This window comes from uncultured Pseudacidovorax sp. (assembly GCF_913773995.1).
Taxonomy (GTDB): Bacteria; Pseudomonadota; Gammaproteobacteria; order Burkholderiales; family Burkholderiaceae_C; genus Xenophilus.
The window spans coordinates 1-19,925 of record NZ_CAJYES010000151.1 but is presented as its reverse complement, the minus strand read 5'-3'; the positions used below and the strand labels follow the sequence as shown (position 1 = coordinate 19,925).

The following is a 19,925-nucleotide window of genomic DNA, read 5'->3' as shown; positions in this document are numbered from 1 at the left end:
TGAAAGATTCGACGACGCGGCCATGCTCCATGACATAGAAGCGGTCGGCCAGCGGGGCCGCGAAGCGAAAGTTCTGTTCGACCATGAGCACCGTGTAGCCCTTGACACGGAGGGTGGTGATCATCCGGGCCAGCGCCTGCACGATCACGGGCGCCAGGCCCTCGGATATTTCGTCGAGCAGCAACAACCGGGCGCCGGTGCGCAGGATGCGTGCAACCGCCAGCATCTGCTGCTCGCCGCCGGACAGCCGTGTGCCCTGGCTGTGGCGGCGCTCCGCCAGATTGGGGAACATGGCGTAGATCTCATCGACCGACATGCCAGCACCAGCGCCTTTGAGTGCGGGCGGCAGCAGCAGGTTTTCCTCCGCCGACAGGCTGGCGAAGATGCCCCGCTCCTCGGGACAGTAGCCGATGCCATGGTGGGCGATGCGGTGCGTGGGGAGCCCGATCGTCTCGTGCCCGTCGACACGGATGCTGCCCTTGCGAGCACCCGTGAGGCCCATGATGGCGCGCAGCGTGGATGTACGACCGGCGCCATTGCGGCCCAGCAGCGTCACCACTTCACCCGGGTTCACATGGAGGTCCACGCCATGCAGAACATGCGACTCGCCGTACCAGGCATGCAGGCCTTCGATGGCCAGTGCGGGTGTGGTCATAGCCGCCCCCTTGTGACCCCATCCGCTGCAGTCGAATGACGCACCCGATCAAAGCCAAAGGACTCGCACATTCAGTGGGCTCCTTGCAGCTGACCGTCGGTGGTGCCCATGTAGGCCTCCATGACCTGTGGGTTGCGGGAAACAGCCGCGTACGGCCCTTCAGCCAGCACGGCACCGCGCTGCAGCACGGTGATGGTGTCGGCGATGGTGGAGACGACGCTCATGTTGTGCTCGACCATCAGGATGGTGCGCCCGGCAGACACGCGCTTGATCAGCTCGGCCACACGGTGCACATCTTCATGGCCCATGCCCTGCGTGGGTTCGTCCAGCAGCATCAGTTCGGGCTCCATGGCAAGGGTGGTGGCGATCTCGAGGGCGCGCTTGCGTCCGTAGGGAAGGTTCACCGCGAGATCGTCGGCCATGGCGTCCAGGCCGACCTCGGCCAGGAGTTCGAGCGCCCGGGCATTCAGTGGAACGAGCGTGCGGTCGCTCTTCCAGAAATGGAAGGAGGTTCCGAGCGCCCGTTGCAGGGCGAGTCGCACGTTCTCCAGAACGGTCAGGTGCGGAAAGACCGCCGATATCTGGAAGGACCGGATGATGCCGCGGCGTGCGATCTGCGCGGGCCGCTCGCGGGTGATGTCGATGCCATTGAACAGGATGACTCCCGAGGTCGGCTCCAGGAACTTGGTGAGCAGGTTGAAGCAGGTGGTCTTGCCGGCACCATTGGGGCCGATCAGCGCATGGATCGCGCCACGCTGCACCCGGAGGTCGACCTTGCTGACCGCGGTGAAGCCTTTGAACTCCTTGGTGAGCTGCCGTGTCTCGAGAATGATGTCGCTCATCCGCGGGCCTCCTGCCGCTGCGCATCGAATCTTGGGGTCATGCGTCTCCGTCGTTGTCGTACCAGGGGAGCCTGCATCGCAAGCCTCGAACGTTGGCGCATTGTTGGCAGCGGCTCCCTCGGCTGCTACTGGGGCAAATGCGGATGCTGCAGTGCAATGCAGGCAGCATGCCGCAGCTTCGGTTGAGCCACATCCATCCAAAGCAGCGCCACAGCCGCCGCAGCGGCGGCTCCGCCCCCACATGCGACAACGCCCGCCGGCGTCTAGGCCGGCGGGCGTTGTCTCCTTCATCTCACGGAATAAGGCGTGGCTCCTGGGGCCGCGCCGGGTCTTCAGTGGGCGCCGGCGGCTGCGTCGCTCCCGGCACCACCCCGGGCGGGGCGGGCGATCCAGATGATCGGAATCAGCAGGATGAAAAGTACCGCCGACGCATAGAACAGGTCCGCCGTGGCCAGCATGAAGGATTGCTGGTCCGCCAAGCGGTTGATCTGCGCGAGCGCCTGCTCTGCGCTGAAACCCGCGTTGCCGAACATCGACAGCGTCGCGCTCGCGGCCGGGCTGCTCGGATTGACCGACTCCGCCAGTTGCGCGTGATGCAGCGCCGCTCGGTTTTCCCACAGCGTGGTCGAGATCGACGTGCCCATCGCGCCTGCCGTGATCCGCGCAAAGTTCGACAGCCCCGACGCCGCAGGAATGCGCTCCGGTGGCAACCCCGACAGGGTGATCGTTACCAGCGGGATGAAGAAGAAGGCCATCGCGATGCCCTGGATGAGCGTCGGGATCATGATCGTCTCGAAGTCCGTCTGCGTGGTGAAGTGCGAGCGCATCCACACCACCAGCGCGAACACGATGAAGGACATCGTCGCGTAGTAGCGCGGATCGACCTTGCCCACCGTGAGACCCACCATCGGCGACAGCACGATGGCGAACAGCCCGACTGGCGCCAGCACCATGCCCGCACTCGTCGCCGTGTAGCCCATGTACTGCTGCAGCCACAGCGGCAGGATCACCACGTTGCCGAAGAACAGGCCGTAGCCCACCGACGTCGCGAGCGCGCCCGACCAGAAGTTGCGGCGCTTGAACAGCGACAGATCGACCACCGGATGCTTCTCCGTCAGCTCCCACACGAGGAAGAACGCAAAGCCCACGACGGCCACCAAGGCCAGCGCAATGATCTCGCCGGAATGGAACCAGTCGAGTTCCTTGCCCTTGTCCAGCATCAGCTGCAAGGCCCCCACCCAGGCCACCAGCAGGCCGAGGCCGATGGCGTCGATGGGCACGCGACGTGTCGGCGTCTCGCGCTTGCGGTAGATGCTCCAGGTGACGGACGCGGCCAGCAGACCCACCGGCACGTTGATGAAGAAGATCCAGGGCCAGGAGATGTTGTCGGTGATCCAGCCGCCTAGCAGCGGCCCCATCACCGGCGCCACCAGCGTGGTGATCGACCACATCGCCATGGCCAGGCCGGCCTTGGCACGCGGATAACTCGACAGCAGCAGCGTCTGCGACAGCGGGATCATCGGCCCCGCCACGAAACCCTGCAGCGCCCGGAAGGCGATCAGCATGGTCATGTTCGGGGCCATGCCGCACAGCCAGGAACTCAGCACGAACAGCAGCACGCTGGCCATGAACAGACGCACCTGACCGAAGCGCTGCGTCAGGAAGCCGGTGAGCGGCACAGCGATGGCATTGGCCACGCCGAAGCTGGTGATGACCCAGGTGCCCTGCGTCGGACTGACACCGAGGTCGCCCGAGATCGCGGGCAGCGACACGTTCGCGATGGACGTGTCCAGCACATTCATGAAGGTGGCGGCGGACAGGGCAATGGTGCCCAGCACGCGCGCAGATCCTTCCAGCGGCGCGATGGCGGCCGGCGCCCCCTTCGGCTCAGAAGCAGCCATGGATGAATTCCCTGGCGGCAATCACAGCGGGCGCTGGGTGGCCGACGCCTGCAGCGCGTGGCGGGCGCTGCCCTCGGCAGCCTGGCTCGAAGGCGAACCCGCGGCCGGCTTGGCACCGGCAGGCGCCGGGCTCGCGGACGCCGGCACCGGCCGCCCAAGGTTGGCCGCGATGATGCGCTGCACCGCCTGCTCGGCACCATCGTCCTGTCCGTTGTAGACCTGGGTCGACGCGAAGTCGGCGGCGCGGGGCGCGTCGGCCAGCATCTTGCCGTTGCTGTTGGCCACATCGACTTCCGCGTCCATCGACAGGCCGACCCGCAGCGGGTTGGCCTTGAGTTCGTTGACATCCAGGCTGATGCGCACCGGCACGCGCTGCACCACCTTGATCCAGTTGCCGGTGGCGTTCTGCGCCGGCAGCAGCGCAAAGGCAGCGCCCGTGCCCACACCCAGCCCGGCCACCTTGCCGTGGTAGACCACCTTCTTGCCGTACACATCGGCCGTCAGCGTCACCGGCTGATCGATGCGGATGCTGCGCAGCTGGCTCTCCTTGAAATTCGCATCGACCCACAGCTGGCCCAGCGGCACGATGGACATCAGCGGCGCGCCCGGCGCCACGCGCTGACCCAGCTGGACCGTGCGCTTGGCCACATAGCCGTCGACCGGCGCGGGCAGCGCGACGCGCTGGGTCGCCAGCCACGCTTCACGCACCTTGGCAGCGGCGGCCTGCACGCTGGGGTGCTCCTCGACCGTGGTGCCTTCGGTCAGCGACCGGTTGCTGGCCAGCTGATCGCGGGCGGCGGCGACGCCCGCCTGTGCGGCCGCCAGCGCGCTTCGGGCACTGGCGAGTGCCGTCTCGGCATGGCTCAGCTCTTCCTTGGAGACCGCACCATTGCCGGTGAGCGAACGCCGACGCTGCAGGTCGTCCTGTGCACGGGCGACGTCGGCCTGGGCCTTCACCACGTCGGCTTGGCGCAGGTTGACCTGCGCGGCCAGCGAGCCGTTGTTGACATACAGCGTGCGGGCCTGGCGCACCGCCTGCCCCAGCGCCGCCTCGGCCTGCGACAGGGCCACCTGGGCGTCGGCCGGGTCCAGTTGCACCAGCGGCTGGCCCTGCTTGACGTAGTCGGTCTCGTCGGCCGCGATGCTCATCACCGTGCCGGCCACCTGCGGCGTGATCTGGATGATGTTGCCCTGGACGTAGGCGTTGTCGGTGGACTCGTAGTGGCCCGCCACGAGAAACTCGTAGGCGGCCCAACCCGCACCGGCCAGCACGACGACCGCAGCCAGGGTCGTGAGGGCCTTGCGGCGACGGGTGTTGGGCGCCTTCTCGTCGGCGGCCTGGGAAGAAGAAGCAATGTTGTCGTTCATGGTCTGGCTCCTTGCGGACGGGCGGGTGCTGCGCTTCAGCGCACCGCGGCGGATTCGTTGAGGGCGGCCGCCTGCGCAGCGGCGGGTGCGTCGCCTGCCCAGCCGCCACCCAGGGCGCGAGCGAGCGAGGCCTGGGTGTCGAGCGCCCGGGCGGCGAGGTCCACCGCCTGTCGGCGCTGGCTGAGCACAGCCGTCTCGGCCGTGAGCACGTTCAGGTACGTGCCCAGTCCGGCCTGATAGCGCTGCAGGGCGATCTGGTAGGCGTCTTCGGCCGAACGCTGCGCGCTACGCTGCTCCGCCTGCTGGCGGCCAATCGACCTGACGCTGCTGACCTGGTCGGCCACCTCGTGCACGGCGTCGATCACGGCGCCGTTGTAGCTTTCGATCGCGGCGTCATGGTCGGCTGCCTTGCCACCCAGGTTGGCGCGCAGCCGACCGCCTTCGAAGATGGGCAGGTGCAGGGCAGGACCCACGCCCCATTGCCGGCTACCCGACTTCAGCAAGTTGTCGAACCCGATGGCCTGCGTGCCGACGAAGGCCGTCAAATTGATGTTGGGATAGAACTCGGCGCGCGCGCGGTCTTCGTCTCGCGCCGCCGCCTCGACCCGCCAGCGTGCCGCCGCCACGTCTGGGCGACGGGCCAGCAGGTCGGTGGGAATCTGCGTGGCCAGCGGGACGGGCTGCAGCGCAGCGAGCGACGGTGCCGCCAGCCGGGCTGTGGCGTCGGGCACGGCCACGAGGGCGTCGAGTGCGTGGCGTGCGTTCTCGATCTGCTCGTTGAGCGCCTCGAGTTGCTGGCGCGCCTCGGGCAGGCCACCTTCGCTCTGGCGCTGTTCCAGCTGCGTGTCCAGTCCGGCAGACACCCGGTCACGGACCAGGCGCAGCGTCTCCTCGCGCTGGGCCAGCGTGCGGCGGGCCACGTCGCGTTGCGCCTCCAGGCGCGCCCATTGGATGTAGCTGCGCGCCACGTTGGTGGCCAGCAGAATGCGGGCAGCCTGCGCATCGGCTTCGGCAGCACGCGCACTGCCCACGGCGGCCTGGATCGCAGCGCGGTTGCGACCGAAGAAGTCGAGCTCCCAGCTGCCATTGAGCTGCAGCGTGCCGTTCTCCTGCACGGTGCCGCCGAGCGAGCTGTAGATGTAGTTCTCGCTGTAGCGCTGGCGCAGCAGTTGCGCATCGCCGCTGAGCTGGGGTCGGCCAGCAGCTTCCGCCACGCCGGTCGCCGCCAGCGCCTTCGCAACCCTGGCCTGCGCCACCTGCAGGCTGGGACTGGCAGCGAGGGCCTGCTGTTCCAGCGCATCCAGCTGCGAATCGCCGAAGGCGCGCCACCATTGCGCATCGATCTGCGCGAAGTCGTTGGGCTGCGGCGCCGCGGCGGGCACACCGGCCTCGGCCGCGTCGCGAATGCGGGCATGGGAGGCGATGCCGGCGGTGTCGGCACAGCCAGCGGCCAGCACTGCAATCGCCAGGCTCGCCGCCATCAGCGCCGGACCGGCCACGCGGCCCTGGGTCGAAGAAAAACTCATCGCGAAACTCCTTGCCCCGATGCCCGATTGCATGAGGCCTGCTTTCTCTGGGCGTTATCCAGGATGCGGTTCAGATAGTCCTTGAGTTGCTCCCACTCGGCCTTGGTGAAACCGGCGAGCATCTCGTTGTGCACCCGGCTGAGCACCGCCGGAACCTTCTGGGCCGAATTCAGGCCCTCTGGCGTCAATTCGAGGTTGACGACGCGGCGGTCTTCCTGTGACCGCACGCGGCGCACCAGCCCCTTGGCCTCCAGCCTGTCCAGAAGGCGCGTCATCGCGCCCGTGTCCAACTGGCATTCCCGCGCGAGTTCGGCCACCGTGCCGGCGCTACCCATGTGCAGCTTGTGCAGGGGGACCCACTGCGGATAGGTCGGCCCGCCGGGCTCCACCAACTCCCCTTCCACGGCCTGCGACACGCAGTTGAGGATCCGTTTCATGGCGTACCCCAGGCTTTCCTCCGCCCGATAGCTCTCGGGACGGTAGAAATCGGCGGCAGGCGGTCCCGCGGCGGGCGCGGAGGCATTTGTCTCTGATCTGGACATGGGGGAATATTATTTGCCACGACAAATATTGTCAAGGCTGACTTTGGTTCGGCAGCGTCTCGCTAGAATCCGCGCCGCCCGGCCCTGTCCTGCCGCGACTGCCCTGCACTCCCGTGAAGAACGTTAAAACCTCCCCCCGTTCGCTCGCCGGCCTAGCGCCCTTCCTGCGGCCCTATCGCCTGCAGATTTCGTTGGCCGGCCTGTTCCTGGTCATGGCGGCGGTGACCACGCTGGTCTTTCCCATCGCGCTGCGGGGGCTCATCGACGCTGGCCTGGCGCCCAAGGCACCGGGCGAGCAGGTCATGGCCCTGCGCGAGCACTTCCTCGCGTTGTTCGCCGTTGCCATCGCCCTGGGCCTTTTCTCCGCGGCGCGCTTCTACACGGTGAGCTGGCTGGGTGAGCGCATCACCGCGGACGTGCGCACCGCGGTCTACGGCCGCGTGCTCCACCAGAGCCCGGAATTCTTCGAGACCACCCAGACCGGCGAAGTGCTGTCGCGCCTGACGGGCGACACCACGCTGGTGCAGACCGTGGTCGGCTCGTCGCTCAGCATGGGACTGCGCAATGCGGTCATGGGCGTGGGCGCCCTGGCCATGCTGATCTGGACCAATCCCTGGCTGATGGCACAGGTGGCGCTGGTGCTGGTGCTCGTGGTGCTGCCGGCCATGGCCTTCGGCCGCCGGGTGCGACGCCTCTCCCGCGCCAGCCAGGACCGTGTGGCCGACGCGAGTGCCATCGCCGCCGAGGTGCTCAATGCGATCCCGGTCGTGCAAAGCTATACGGCCGAGACGCGGGAGGCCGGTCGCTTCGCCGCCTCGACGCAGGCCGCTTTCGAGACGGCCGTACGTCGCACCAAGGCGCGGGCAGTGCTGGTCGCCTTCATCATCATCGCCACGTCCGCCGCATTGCTCTGGGGCCTGTATGCCGGCACCCAGGCGGTGCTGCGCGGCGAGATCAGCCCAGGCCACATGGGCCAGACGGTGGTCTACGTGGTCATCCTGGCCAGCGCGCTCGCCGTGCTCGGCGAGGTGTACGGCGACCTGCTGCGCGCCGCCGGCGCCACCGAACGGCTGATGGAACTGCTGCATGCGCCCTTGAGCATCACGTCTCCGGTTACGGTGGAGGCGGCGCCGGCTGCGTCTGCGGGGGCGGAAGTGCTGCTGGACAGCGTTCAATTCCACTACCCGTCGCGGCCGGGCATTGCCGCATTGCGCGACTTCTCCTTGTGCGTCGCGCCGGGGGAGACGGTGGCGCTGGTCGGCGAGAGCGGCGCTGGCAAGAGCACCGTGTTCCAGCTGCTGCTGCGCTTCTTCGATCCGCAATCGGGCGACATCCGCATCGATGGCCAATCGCTGAGGCGCTTCGCGCTCGGCGACCTGCGCGCGCGCATCGGCCTCGTGCCTCAGGACGCCGTGGTCTTTTCGACCACCGCACTGGAGAACATCCGCTACGGCCGCCCGGAAGCCACAGAGGAAGAAGTCCGCCAGGCCGCGCGCCTGGCGCATGCGGAAGGCTTCATCGATGCCTTGCCCGAAGGATTCCACACCTTTCTGGGCGAGCGGGGTGTTCGCCTGTCCGGCGGGCAGAAGCAGCGGCTGTCCATCGCGCGCGCCATTCTGAAGGCGCCTGCGCTGCTCCTGCTGGACGAGGCCACCTCCGCGCTGGACGCCGAGAGCGAACGGGTGGTACAGGCGGCACTGGAGTCGGCGATGCAGGGCCGCACCACCCTGGTCATCGCTCACCGCCTGGCCACGGTGCAAAAGGCCGATCGCATCATCGTGATGGACCACGGCGCCATCGTCGAGCAAGGCACGCATGCCGAACTTATCGCCCGCGACGGCAGCTACGCAAAACTGGCTGCACTTCAGTTCACTGCCTGAGCGCGACACGACCGCACACACTGCGGGACCGTGTTCTTCCGTGCTGCGGCACACATGAAAAAGCCCGCGGACCGCGGGCTGATACGCGCCCATGAAGCGGACGCCAGGGCCGGCACGCGCAGGACTACTGGAGCGTTTCCTTTAGGGCGGCAGGAACGGGCAGCGGCAACACCGCAATCCCTTCATCTAGCAAGGCCACGGCCTCTTCCGGGGTCGCCCGACCGCGAATGCCGCGCTCCTCGACCTCGCCGTGATGCATCCGGCGGGCTTCCTGTGCGAAGCGGTCGCCCACGTCTTCGGTCCTCGCGAGCACGTCTCGCACCGCGCGCATCCATCGCGCCTCAGGAGATTGCTCCGGCATCGGCACCGGGACATCAGCGGCGGGCGGCTCCTTGCGGCCAGCGCCCAGATTGAGCCGGGGTGCGCTCAACCCTTTGACGACCGCCTTGTCGCCACAGAGGGGACATTCGATCTGGCCGCCGTCGCGCTGAGCCTCGAACTCCGACTCGGAGCCGAACCAGCCTTCGAAACCGTGGCCATGCGCGCAACGCAGATTCAGGACCTTCATGGGGCGGAATTATCCGCAGCCTGCCATTCCAGCGCCCATGTGCCGGAAAGCACGTTCTGCATCCAGACCGAGCAGGCCAGCGTCTTGGCATCCGTCACCGTGCCATCACGGCACCAGCCCAGCAGATCCGCGGGCGCTGCTGTGAACACGTCGAGGAACTCGCCTTGGTCGAGCTTGCGATCGCCGGCACTCAGCCCGCGCGCGAAGTAGATGTGGATGACCTCGGTCGAGTACGCCACGGCCAGATGCATCACTCCGGCTTTCGCCCACTCGCGGGCGCGGTAGCCGGTTTCTTCCAGCAGTTCGCGCTGGCCGCAGACCAGCGGATCCTCCCCGGCATCGAGCTTGCCGGCCGGAAACTCCACCATCACCTGCCCCACCGGATACCGGAACTGGCGCTCCAGCACGATGCGACCATCGTCCAGCAGCGGAACGACTACCACCGCCCCCGGATGAATGACGTATTCGCGCGTCGCGGTGCCGCCATCGGGCAGCGCCACGGTGTCACGGAACGCACGCAGGAACCGTCCCTCGAACAGCGACTCCGACGCGACCTTCTTTTCTTCCAAGTGGGCGATGTCAGCGGTCACGGTTCAGTACCCTTTGCGTTTGAGAAGGTAGCGCCAGATGAAGCCCGGAAAGGCCAACACCAGGAAGAAGGCGGCCGTCACCGCATAGAACTCCCAGCCCTGCGTGGCAACCATGCCCTGCCGGGCCTCGAAGAGCCGGCCGACCAGTCCGGCCGCCAGGTAGCACAGCACCAGCTCTCCCAGACGCACCGCGAGCGGCTTGATCGTCGTGCGCCAGGGCAGCACGGCGAGCAGCCGCTCGTTCAGGAAAGGCAGGTTGGCCAGGACCAGCGCAACGCCGAGGACCACCCAGGCGGATGCGTTACTGCCCACAGCGCGATCAGTTGCCCAGCGTGGCCACGATGGCCCGGGCGCACAGGGTCATCAGGCCGCCGGGCAGGATGCCCAGGATCAGGATCAGGGCGCCGTTGACCGACAGCACGGCCCGAACATCGCGCGGCGCCGCCACTGTGGTGGCCGTCAGCGGCGCGTCGAAGTACATCACCTTCACCACGCGCAGGTAGTAGAAGGCGCCGATCAGCGACATGATCACGGCGAACACCGCCAGACCGATGTACACGCCCTGCCCCGAAGCCAGCAGCGCCTGCAGTACCGCCAGCTTGGCATAGAAGCCGACCAGCGGCGGAATGCCGGCCAGCGAGAACATCGCAATCGCCATCACGCCGGCATACAGCGGGCTGCGCTGATTGAGGCCGGCCAGGTCGGAGATCTCTTCGCTCTCGAAGCCTTCGCGGGCCAACAGCAGGATGATGCCGAAGCTCGCCAGCGTGGTCAGCACGTAGGTCACGATGTAGAACATCGAGGCGCTGTAAGCGTACTGGGCGTTGAGCGTGTTGCCGTCGATCACGCCAGCCACCAGGCCCAGCAGCACGAAGCCCATCTGCGCGATGGTCGAGTAGGCCAGCATGCGCTTGAGGTTGGTCTGCGCCACGGCGGCCAGGTTGCCCACCAGCAGCGACGCCACGGCCAGCACGGCCAGCATCTGCTGCCAGTCGAAGGCCAGCGGCAGCATGCCTTCCACCAGCAGGCGGATGACGATGGCGAAGGCGGCCAGTTCGGGCGCGGCGCCGATCAACAGCGTCACGGCCGTGGGGGCGCCGTGGTAGACGTCCGGCAGCCACATGTGGAAAGGCGCGGCGCCCAGCTTGAAGGCCAACCCGGCGACGATGAACACGAGACCGAACACCAGCACCTGGTGGTTCACCTTGCTGCTGGCGATGCTCTTAAAGACTTCATTGACATCGAGCGAGCCGGTGGCGCCGTACATCATCGACATGCCATACAGCAGGAAGCCGCTGGCCATGGCGCCGAGCACGAAATACTTCATGGCGGCTTCGCTGGCGGTCGCGTGGTCGCGGCGCAGGGCCACCAGGGCATAGCTGGAAAGCGTCAGCAGTTCCAGACCCAGATAGATCATCAGGAAGTTGCTGCCCGAGATCATCACGAACATGCCCAGCAGCGAGAACAGGCTGAGCGTGAACATCTCACCGCCGCGCAGCATCTGGCGGTCGGCCGCATAGGGACGGCCATAGACGAGCGTGACCATCAGCGCCACGGCCGAGAAGCACTTGAGCCAGTTGCCCATGGGGTCGCTGACGATCATGCCGCCGAAACCGTGGAAGGTCTGGCCATTGGCCGCGTTCATGCCGGTGAGCAGGGCCGTGGCGGCCAGCGTCAGCAGCGTGAGCGCATGGGTGGCGGTGCGGTGCGCGCTTTGGACCCGCAGGTCGAACAGCGTGATGACGCAGGCCATCACCAGCAGCAGGATCTCGGGGTAGATGGCCACCCAACTGAGTTTGTCGATCATCTTGTTCTCTTGTCTGCGTGGACTCGGGTCAGGGCAGCTTGGAGGCAGCCACGTGGCGCAGCAGTTCGGTCACGGAAGCGTCCATCACATCGGTGAAGGGCTTGGGATCCAGGCCCATCCACAGCACGGCCACGGCCAGCACGGCGAGCATGAAGAACTCGCGGCCGTTGATGTCCGTCAGTTCCTTCACATGGTCGTTGCCGATGGGGCCGAGATACACGCGCTTGTACATCCACAGGGTGTAGGCGGCGCCGAAGATCAGCGCGGTGGCAGCCATCAGGCCGATCCAGAAGTTGGCCTTAACGGCACCCAGGATCACCATCCATTCGCCCACGAAGCCGGCGGTGGCAGGCAGGCCGCAGTTGGCCATGGCGAACAGAAGCGCGAACGCGGCGAACTTGGGCATAACGTTGACCACGCCGCCGTAGTCGGCGATCTGGCGCGAGTGCATGCGGTCGTACAGCACGCCGATGGACAGGAACATCGCGCCCGACACGAAGCCGTGAGCGATCATCTGCACGATGCCGCCAGCCACGCCGAGCGGATTGAAGATGAAGAAGCCCAGCGTCACGAAGCCCATGTGGGCGACCGACGAATAGGCCACCAGCTTCTTCATGTCGCGCTGGACCATGGCCACCAGGCCCACATAGATCACGGCCACGATCGACAGCGCGATCATCAGCCAGGCCCACTCGCGGGCTGCGTCGGGGGCAATCGGCATCGAGAAGCGCAGGAAGCCGTAGGCACCCAGCTTCAGCATGATGGCGGCCAGCACCGCGGAGCCGCCGGTGGGCGCCTCGACGTGCACGTCGGGCAGCCAGGTGTGCACCGGCCACATCGGCACCTTCACCGCGAAGGCCGCGAAGAAGGCGAAGAAGATCAGCGTCTGCGCCGTCGAGCCCAGGGGCGTTCGATGCCAGGTGGCGATATCGAAGCTGCCGCCCGAAGCACGGTACAGGTACACCAGCGCCACCAGCATCAGCAGCGAACCGAGCAGCGTGTACAGAAAGAACTTGAAGGCCGCGTAGATCCGGTTCGGGCCGCCCCAGATGCCGATAATCAGATACATCGGGATGAGCGTGGCCTCGAAGAACACGTAGAACAGCATGCCGTCGAGCGCGGCGAACACGCCGATCATCAGGCCCGACAGGATGAGAAACGCGCCCATGTACTGGTTGACGCGCTCGGTGATCACTTCCCAGGCCGAGATCACGACGATCACCGTGATGAAGGCCGTGAGCAGCACGAACCACATCGACAGCCCATCAACGCCCAGGTGGTAGTTAATGTTGAAGCGCTCGATCCACGGCGCACGCTCGACGAACTGCATCGCGGCGGTACCGGTCTGGAAGCGCGTGTACACCGGAATGGTGACGAGGAAGCTCGCCACCGACCCGACGAGTGCCGCCCAGCGCACGAAGCGCGCCTGGTCGTCCCGCCCGAACGCCAGCAGCAAGGCGCCGATCACGATCGGCAGCCAGATGGCAAGGCTCAGCAAACCCATTTTTCTTGTTCTCCAGCCCGCGTCAGCGCTTGAACCAGACGAAGTACGTCATGAGAAGGAACACCCCCAGCAGCATCGCGAAGGCGTAGTGATAGATGTAGCCGGACTGGATCCAGCGGATGGCCGCCGAGATGCGGCCCACCAGCTTCCACGAGCCATTGACCAGCGCGCCGTCGATGATGGCCTGGTCGCCGCCCTTCCAAAGGCCGGTGCCCAGCGCACGGGCGCCACGGGCCAGGATGTTCTCGTTGATCCAGTCGAGGTAGTACTTGTTCTCGAGCAGGTTGTAGATGGGCATGCAGGCACGCTTGATGGCGGCCGGCAGCGCCGGGTTCACCATGTACATGTAGTACGACAGCGCCACGCCGGCGATGGCCAGCCACAGCGGCAGGCTGGTCAGCGAATGCAGGGCCATGGCGACCGGACCGTGGATGTCTTCACGCAGTTCGGACATGGCGTGGTGGCGCGCCGTGTCGACGAAGATCACGCCGTCGAAGAAGCTGTTCAGCATCGGCATCAGCGTGAAGAAGCCGATCACCACCGATGGGATCATCAGCAGCAGCAGGGGCACCGTCACCACCTTGGGCGACTCGTGCGGCTCATGGAGGCCGTGATGGTCGTCGTGGCCGTGACCATGCGCGTCGTCGTGGTACGCATCCGGGTTCTGGTCGTAGCGCTCCTTGCCATGGAAGACCAGAAAGTAGAGGCGGAACGAGTAGAAGGCCGTGACGAACACACCGGCGACCACCGAGAAGTACGCGAAGCCCGCGGCCGGCAGATGGCTGGCGTGCACGGCCTCGATGATGGCGTCCTTGGAATAGAAGCCCGAGAAGAAAGGCGTGCCGATCAGCGCCAAAGAGGCCAGCAGGAAGGTGATCCAGGTGATGGGCATGTACTTGCGCACGCCGCCCATCCAGCGGATGTCCTGGTTGTGGTGCATGCCCATGATGACCGAGCCGGCACCGAGGAACAGCAGGGCCTTGAAGAAGGCGTGGGTCATCAGGTGGAACACGGCGACCGGGTAGGCCGACACACCCAGCGCCACCGTCATGTAGCCCAGCTGCGACAGCGTTGAATAGGCGACCACACGCTTGATGTCGTTCTGGATGATGCCCAGGAAGCCCATGAACAGCGCCGTGATCGAACCGATCACCAGGATGAAGTTCAGGGCCGTGTCCGACAGCTCGAACAGGGGCGACATGCGCGACACCATGAAGATGCCGGCGGTCACCATCGTGGCGGCGTGGATCAGCGCGGAGATGGGCGTCGGGCCTTCCATCGAGTCCGGCAACCAGACGTGCAGCGGGAACTGCGCGCTCTTGCCCATCGCGCCGATGAACAGGCAGATGCAGATCACGGTGATCAGCATCCAGTCGGTGCCCGGAAAGCCCAGCTTGCCCAGCTCACCCGACTTGGCAAAGATCTCTGTGTAGTTGAGCGTGCCGGTGTAGGCCGCGATCAGGCCGATGCCGAGGATGAAGCCGAAGTCACCCACGCGGTTGACCAGGAAGGCCTTCATGTTGGCGAAGATGGCCGTCGGCTTGTTGTACCAGAAGCCGATCAGCAGGTACGACACCAGACCCACCGCCTCCCAACCGAAGAACAACTGCAGCAGGTTGTTGCTCATCACCAGCATGAGCATGGAGAAGGTGAAGAGCGAGATGTAGGCGAAGAAGCGGTTGTAGCCTTCGTCCTCTTCCATGTAGCCGATGGTGTAGATGTGCACCATCAGCGACACGAAGGTGACGACGCACATCATCATGGCCGTCAGGCTGTCGATCATGAAACCGACTTCCATCTTCAGGCCGCCAACGACCATCCATTCGTAGATGGTGGCGTTGAAGCGGGCGCCATCGACCGCCACGCTGTAGAGCGTCATGGCCGAAAGCGCGAAGGCGATGAACACGCCGAGGATGGTCAGCGAATGCGAGGCAGCGCGGCCGATTCGGTTGCCGCCGAACTGGGTGCCCAGGATGCCGGCGAGCACGCAGCCGACCAGCGGCGCCAGCGGCACCGCCAGCAGGGTGGATGCAGACAAGATCGTGGCCATCGTTATCCCTTCAGCGCGTCGAGTTCATCGACGTTGATGGTCGACTTGTTGCGGAACAGCAGCACCAGCAGCGCCAGGCCGATGGCCGATTCGGCCGCTGCCACGGTGAGGATGAAGAACACGAAGATCTGTCCGTGCATGTCGCCCAGGTAGGAGGAGAAGGCGACGAAGTTCATGTTGACTGCCAGCAGCATCAGCTCGATGCACATCAGCAGCACGATGAGGTTCTTGCGGTTCAGGAAGATGCCGATGACGGCCATCGCGAACAGGATGGCGCCAAGCGACAGGTAGTGGCCGAGGGTCAATGTCATCACTTGCTCTCCCCTTCCGCGACCGGCGCGGCGGGTTGCGGGGCCTGGGTGGGCGCCACCTTGACCACCTGCAGGCGGTCGCTGGCCTTCACATGGATCTGGTCCTTCACGTCAACGTAGCGCGTGTCCTTGCGACGGCGCAGCGTGAGGGCAATGGCGGCGATCATGGCCACGACCAGGATCACCGCGGCGACCTGCACCGGATAGACGTATTCACTGTAGAGCAGAAGACCCAGCGCCTTGGTGTTGGAGACCTGTCCAGCGGCAGCGGCCGCCTCGGCTGCAGGCGTCTGCAGGCGGAAGCCGCCCATCAGCACGTAGGCCATCTCGAGGGCAATCACCACACCCACCAGCGCCGCCAGCGGGAAGTGCTTCCAGAAGTTCTGGCGCAGGTGGTCGACGTTGAGGTCGAGCATCATCACCACGAAGAGGAAGAGCACCATCACCGCGCCGAGGTAGACCAGCACGAGCACGATGGCCAGGAACTCGGCCTTGAGCAGCAGCCACACGGCGGAGGCCTGCGAGAAGGCGAGCATCAGGTACAGCACCGCATGCACGGGGTTGCGGGCGGTCACGACCCGGAAGGCTGCAAACAGCAGCACGACCGAGAACAGGTAGAAGAAGCCGGTCTTGGCGTCCATGGGTTTTTCTTTTCGCTTCGCCGGTTCAGCGGTACTTGGCGTCGGCCGCCTTGTTGGCCGCGATCTCTTGCTCGTAGCGGTCGCCCACTGCCAGGAGCATGTCCTTGGTGAAGTACAGGTCACCGCGCTTTTCGCCGTGGTACTCCAGGATGTGCGTCTCGACGATCGAGTCGACCGGGCAGCTCTCTTCGCAGAAGCCGCAGAAGATGCATTTGGTCAGGTCGATGTCGTAGCGGGTGGTGCGGCGGGTGCCATCGTCGCGCACGGCGGACTCGATGGTGATGGCCACGGCAGGGCACACGGCCTCACAGAGCTTGCAGGCGATGCAGCGCTCTTCGCCGTTCTCATAACGGCGCAGGGCGTGCAGGCCGCGGAAGCGCGGCGACAGCGGGGTCTTTTCTTCCGGAAACTGGACGGTCACCTTGCGGCGCAGCGCATAGCGGCCCGTCAGGGCCATGCCCTTGAACAGTTCCACGAGCATGAAGCTCTTGAAGAAGTCCTTGATCGAAAAAGGAGAAGCAGCGACGGCAGTCATTCGTGGTCCACCTTATTTCCAGATGTTCCAGGGCGTCTGCATCCAGCCACCGACGATCAGCAGCCAGACCAGCGTGACGGGGATGAAGATCTTCCAGCCCAGGCGCATGATCTGGTCGTAGCGGAAGCGCGGGAAAGTGCCGCGGATCCAGATGAACAGCGACAGCACGAAGAAGGTCTTCAGGCCCAGCCAGATCCAGCCTGGGATGAAGGCCAGGAAGCCGACCGGAGGCAGCCAGCCACCCAGGAACATGAGCACGGCCAGGATCGACACGAGCCACATGCTGGCGTACTCGGCCAGGAAGAAGATCGCGAAGCCCATGCCGGAATACTCGACCATGTGACCGGCCACGATCTCGGCTTCGCCTTCCACCACGTCGAAGGGATGACGGTTGGTTTCGGCCACGCCCGAGATCAGGTAGACGATGAAGATGGGCAGCAGCGGCAGCCAGTTCCACGACAGGAAAGACAGGCCCATGTCGGCGAAGGTGCCCTTGCCCTGTACGGCGACGATGTCGCCCAGGCTGAGGCTGCCCGAGACCATGATCACCACGACAAAGCAGAAGCCCATGGCGATCTCGTAGCTCACCATCTGGGCCGAGGCACGCAGCGCGCCGAGGAAGGCGTACTTCGAGTTTGAGGCCCAGCCGGCGATGATCACGCCGTACACCTCGATGGAGGTGATGGCCATGATCAGCAGCAGACCCGCGTTGACGTTGGCGATGACCGCGTCGGGACCGAAGGGAATGGCCACCCAGGCCGCCAGGGCCGGCATGATGGCCATGACCGGACCGAGACGGAACAGGCCGGAGCTCGCCGCCGTCGGGTTGATCAGTTCCTTGGTCAGCAGCTTCACCGCGTCGGCGATGGGCTGCAGCAGGCCAAAGGGACCGACCCGGTTGGGTCCGTGGCGCACCTGGATCCAGCCCAGGAACTTGCGCTCCCACAGCGTCGCGTAGGCCACGGCGCCAAGCACCGGCAGCAGCACGGCGACGATCTTCAGCAAAGCCCAGATGACAGGCCAGCCGCCGGCCGTCCACCAGTGGGCGCCGATGAGTCCGTAGCCGGCTTTGTACAGCGCGTCGATCATGCCGACACCTCCTGTGCCGTCGCGGCGCGGCGGCCGTCGGTCGTCAGTTGCAGCGACGGTGCACGACGCACCAGCGAGTCCAGTTGGTAGATGGCAGCGGTCACCGGCGCAGCCTGGCCGGCGGCCGAGGCGGGAGCCAGATCGACGGCCGGGGCGTCATTGCCCAGGCGGTCCGCGGCGACGAAGTCGGCAGCAACCGAGCCACGCACCTTGGCCATCACGTCCTGCGTCGACTCGAAGTCGAAACCAGACAGGCCCAGCAGGTTGCCCAGCACGCGCAGCACCTTCCACGCGGGACGTGCTTCACCAAGAGTGCGTACCACGGCATGGAAGCTCTGGATACGGCCTTCGGCATTGACGAAGGTGCCCGGCGTTTCGCTGAAGGGCGAGATAGGCAGGAGCACGTCGCTGAACTCGAGGTTGGCCTTGAAGGGGCTCAGGGTGACCACCATCTGCGCTTGACCCAAAGCGTCCGCGGCGCGGGCGCCGGCAGCGGAATCGAATACCGGCTCCGTGTTGAGCAGCATGGCCGCCTTCAGACCGCCTGCCAGCATTTGGCCAGCGTTGAGGCCCTTGGCGCCGGGCTGGGCATTGACCCACTGTGCGCCGACGGTGTTGGCCGCTTCGGTCAGGTAGCCGACGCTGGCGCCGGTCTGTGCGCCGATCCACTGGGCCAGCGCCAGCAGGCGCGAAGCCGCGGCATGGTGTGCAGCACCGTTGCCCAGCAGGATGGCCTTGCGCTCGCCGCCGACCAGAGCCTGTGCCACGCCGCGAGCGGCATCGCTCACGTCAGCCTGCACGGGAGCGGCAACACCCTTCTCCGCAGCCACGGCAGCAGCAATCTGGGCCAGCGCGCCGTACCAGCCGGCCGCATCTACCTGCTGGAAGCCGGCCAGCGGAATCGCCCACGCGGCATCGGCGGCGAGTTGCTCGGTCGACGCGATGGCGAACAGCTTGCCGCCCTTGCGCACCGACTGGCGAATGCGTTGCGCGAACAGTGGATGGTCCTTGCGCAGGTTGCTGCCCACCACCAGTGCGCGCTGCAGGTTGGACAGCGAGGCGATGGAGGTGCCCAGCCAGCGAATGCCGCCAGCGACGTTGCCGAAGTCGGCATGGCGCAGGCGATGGTCGATGTTCTCGCTTCCCAGGCCGCGCACCAGGGCACCAGCCAGGGCCAGTTCCTCGACGGTGCTGTGCGGACTCACCAGCGCACCGATGGCCGCGGCACCGTGGTCAGCCTTGATCTGCTTGAGACCGTTGGCGACGTACTCGAGGGCCGTCTGCCAGTCCACGGCCTGCCACTGGCCGCCCTGCTTGAGCATGGGCTGCGTCAGGCGCTCTTCGCTGCCGAGTGCTTCATAGGAGAAGCGGTCGCGATCGGCGATCCAGCACTCGTTGACGTCCTCGTTCTCCAGCGGCAGAACGCGCATCACGCGGTTGTTCTTGACCTGGACGATCAGGTTGGCGCCGGTGGAGTCGTGCGGGCTCACCGACTTGCGACGCGACAGCTCCCAGGTGCGGGCGCTGTAGCGGAAGGGCTTGCTGGTGAGCGCACCGACCGGGCAGATGTCGATCATATTGCCCGACAGCTCGGAGTCGACAGTGTCGCCGACCACGGTGGTGATCTCGGAGTGCTCGCCCCGATTCACCATGCCCAGTTCCATGATGCCGGCCACTTCCTGGCCGAAGCGCACGCAACGGGTGCAGTGGATGCAGCGGCTCATCTCCTCCATGGAGATCAGCGGGCCCACGTCCTTGTGGAACACCACGCGCTTCTCTTCCTGGTAGCGCGAGGAGGAACCGCCGTAGCCCACGGCCAGATCCTGCAGTTGGCATTCGCCGCCCTGGTCGCAGATGGGGCAGTCCAGCGGATGGTTGATCAGCAGGAATTCCATCACCGACTTCTGGGCCTTGACGGCCTTGTCGGACTGGGTGCGCACGATCATGCCCTGTGTGACGGGCGTGGCGCACGCCGGCATGGCCTTGGGCGCCTTCTCCACGTCCACCAGGCACATGCGGCAGTTGGCGGCGATGGAGAGCTTCTTGTGGTAGCAGAAATGCGGGATGTAGGTCCCGGCCTTGTCGGCCGCATGCATGACCATGCTGCCTTCGGCCA

General features: G+C 66.0%; 18 protein-coding genes. 1 reads left to right on the top strand and 17 read right to left on the bottom strand.

Annotated features, from left to right (window positions below; translation table 11 throughout):
- The 6 genes from QZ772_RS14055 to QZ772_RS14030 all read right to left on the bottom strand — a co-directional run.
- Nucleotides 1-655, bottom strand: a 655-nt coding sequence (locus tag QZ772_RS14055; protein ID WP_295527314.1) for an ABC transporter ATP-binding protein, incomplete at its 3' end; no start/stop codon positions are given.
- A 71-nt stretch (nucleotides 656-726) separates the two neighbouring features.
- The gene (locus tag QZ772_RS14050) at nucleotides 727-1,497 is read right to left on the bottom strand and encodes an ABC transporter ATP-binding protein (protein WP_295527312.1); all 771 of its coding nucleotides are present in this window, start codon (nucleotides 1,495-1,497) and stop codon (nucleotides 727-729) included.
- Nucleotides 1,498-1,829: 332 nt separating this feature from the next.
- The gene (locus QZ772_RS14045) at nucleotides 1,830-3,398 is read right to left on the bottom strand and encodes a DHA2 family efflux MFS transporter permease subunit (protein ID WP_295527310.1); all 1,569 of its coding nucleotides are present in this window, start codon (nucleotides 3,396-3,398) and stop codon (nucleotides 1,830-1,832) included.
- A gap of 21 nt (nucleotides 3,399-3,419) precedes the next feature.
- Nucleotides 3,420-4,766, bottom strand: coding sequence for an efflux RND transporter periplasmic adaptor subunit (locus QZ772_RS14040; protein ID WP_295527307.1), 1,347 nt, complete (start codon nucleotides 4,764-4,766; stop codon nucleotides 3,420-3,422).
- A 35-nt stretch (nucleotides 4,767-4,801) separates the two neighbouring features.
- Entirely contained in the window at nucleotides 4,802-6,292 is a 1,491-nt protein-coding gene (locus tag QZ772_RS14035; RefSeq protein WP_295527304.1) for an efflux transporter outer membrane subunit, read from the bottom strand.
- Nucleotides 6,289-6,834: a MarR family transcriptional regulator gene (locus QZ772_RS14030; RefSeq protein WP_295527301.1), complete on the bottom strand. Its 546-nt coding sequence runs from the start codon at nucleotides 6,832-6,834 to the stop codon at nucleotides 6,289-6,291. Before QZ772_RS14030 ends, QZ772_RS14035 begins: the two co-directional genes overlap by 4 nt.
- A 98-nt stretch (nucleotides 6,835-6,932) precedes the next feature.
- Here QZ772_RS14030 and QZ772_RS14025 point away from each other — a divergent pair, with 98 nt between their 5' ends.
- Entirely contained in the window at nucleotides 6,933-8,714 is a 1,782-nt protein-coding gene (locus tag QZ772_RS14025; protein ID WP_295527317.1) for an ABC transporter transmembrane domain-containing protein, read from the top strand.
- Nucleotides 8,715-8,838: 124 nt separating this feature from the next.
- Here the strand turns inward: QZ772_RS14025 and QZ772_RS14020 are convergent, their stop codons facing one another.
- The 11 genes from QZ772_RS14020 to nuoG form a co-directional block, all read right to left on the bottom strand.
- On the bottom strand, nucleotides 8,839-9,282 hold the full coding sequence (locus tag QZ772_RS14020) for a DUF1178 family protein (protein ID WP_295527298.1): 444 nt from the start codon (nucleotides 9,280-9,282) through the stop codon (nucleotides 8,839-8,841).
- Nucleotides 9,279-9,872: an NUDIX hydrolase gene (locus QZ772_RS14015; RefSeq protein ID WP_295527295.1), complete on the bottom strand. Its 594-nt coding sequence runs from the start codon at nucleotides 9,870-9,872 to the stop codon at nucleotides 9,279-9,281. Before QZ772_RS14015 ends, QZ772_RS14020 begins: the two co-directional genes overlap by 4 nt.
- 3 nt (nucleotides 9,873-9,875) lie before the next feature.
- Nucleotides 9,876-10,184, bottom strand: coding sequence for a DUF2818 family protein (locus QZ772_RS14010; RefSeq protein WP_295527293.1), 309 nt, complete (start codon nucleotides 10,182-10,184; stop codon nucleotides 9,876-9,878).
- Nucleotides 10,185-10,191: 7 nt separating this feature from the next.
- A complete protein-coding gene (gene nuoN, locus QZ772_RS14005) occupies nucleotides 10,192-11,679 on the bottom strand; it encodes an NADH-quinone oxidoreductase subunit NuoN (RefSeq protein ID WP_295527290.1) in 1,488 nt (495 codons plus the stop codon).
- Nucleotides 11,680-11,707: 28 nt separating this feature from the next.
- Nucleotides 11,708-13,183: an NADH-quinone oxidoreductase subunit M gene (locus QZ772_RS14000; protein WP_295527288.1), complete on the bottom strand. Its 1,476-nt coding sequence runs from the start codon at nucleotides 13,181-13,183 to the stop codon at nucleotides 11,708-11,710.
- Between the two features lie 22 nt (nucleotides 13,184-13,205).
- Nucleotides 13,206-15,233: an NADH-quinone oxidoreductase subunit L gene (gene nuoL, locus QZ772_RS13995; protein WP_295527285.1), complete on the bottom strand. Its 2,028-nt coding sequence runs from the start codon at nucleotides 15,231-15,233 to the stop codon at nucleotides 13,206-13,208.
- A gap of 2 nt (nucleotides 15,234-15,235) precedes the next feature.
- Nucleotides 15,236-15,544 (bottom strand): NADH-quinone oxidoreductase subunit NuoK, encoded by a 309-nt coding sequence (nuoK, locus tag QZ772_RS13990; protein WP_017756922.1) that lies wholly within the window; start codon nucleotides 15,542-15,544, stop codon nucleotides 15,236-15,238.
- On the bottom strand, nucleotides 15,544-16,185 hold the full coding sequence (locus QZ772_RS13985; protein ID WP_295527281.1) for an NADH-quinone oxidoreductase subunit J: 642 nt from the start codon (nucleotides 16,183-16,185) through the stop codon (nucleotides 15,544-15,546). Before QZ772_RS13985 ends, nuoK begins: the two co-directional genes overlap by 1 nt.
- Before the next feature lie 25 nt (nucleotides 16,186-16,210).
- Complete coding sequence (gene nuoI / locus QZ772_RS13980; protein ID WP_017756924.1) at nucleotides 16,211-16,720, bottom strand: NADH-quinone oxidoreductase subunit NuoI; 510 nt, start codon at nucleotides 16,718-16,720, stop codon at nucleotides 16,211-16,213.
- 12 nt (nucleotides 16,721-16,732) lie between these two features.
- Nucleotides 16,733-17,809 carry an NADH-quinone oxidoreductase subunit NuoH gene (gene nuoH, locus QZ772_RS13975; RefSeq protein WP_295527278.1) on the bottom strand — a complete coding sequence of 359 codons (1,077 nt, stop codon included), beginning with the start codon at nucleotides 17,807-17,809 and terminating at the stop codon, nucleotides 16,733-16,735.
- On the bottom strand, nucleotides 17,806-19,925 hold a 2,120-nt coding region (gene nuoG, locus QZ772_RS13970), incomplete at its 5' end, for an NADH-quinone oxidoreductase subunit NuoG (protein ID WP_295527275.1). The genes nuoG and nuoH, both read right to left, overlap by 4 nt.